This is a genomic window from Pseudoalteromonas simplex (genome assembly GCF_015278155.1).
In the GTDB taxonomy this organism is placed as follows: domain Bacteria; phylum Pseudomonadota; class Gammaproteobacteria; order Enterobacterales; family Alteromonadaceae; genus Pseudoalteromonas; species Pseudoalteromonas simplex.
The window spans coordinates 1-309 of sequence record NZ_JADILN010000060.1 but is presented as its reverse complement, the minus strand read 5'-3'; the positions used below and the strand labels follow the sequence as shown (position 1 = coordinate 309).

At 43.0% G+C, this 309-nt stretch carries 1 protein-coding gene; it reads right to left on the bottom strand.

Annotated elements, in window-relative coordinates; translation table 11 throughout:
* Positions 1-309: transposase (locus IRQ78_RS20515; RefSeq protein WP_194442990.1), on the bottom strand; the 309-nt coding region annotated here is incomplete at both ends.

The window sequence follows — 309 nt, the reverse complement described above, 5'->3', positions numbered from 1 at the left end:
GATCCGGGATTGAAATAAAGTGATTCCATGCCTTTGAAACTTCATCGACAATTTCGTCATAGCCCGAAAACACTCTATTGGATAAACAATGCTGTCGTATCCAGCTCCATACTTGCTCTATTGGATTTAGCTCTGGTGAATAAGGTGGAAGCTTTATAAGCGTTAGGTTTTTAAATTCTGCAGCTGTATCGTATGTGTGCCAGCCTGCGCCATCTATTATCACGACAGCGTGTCTTCCAACAGGTGTCGCGTGTGATATCTGGCGCATATGCTGCGTCATTGCTTCTTTATTTACGAATGGGCTAACTA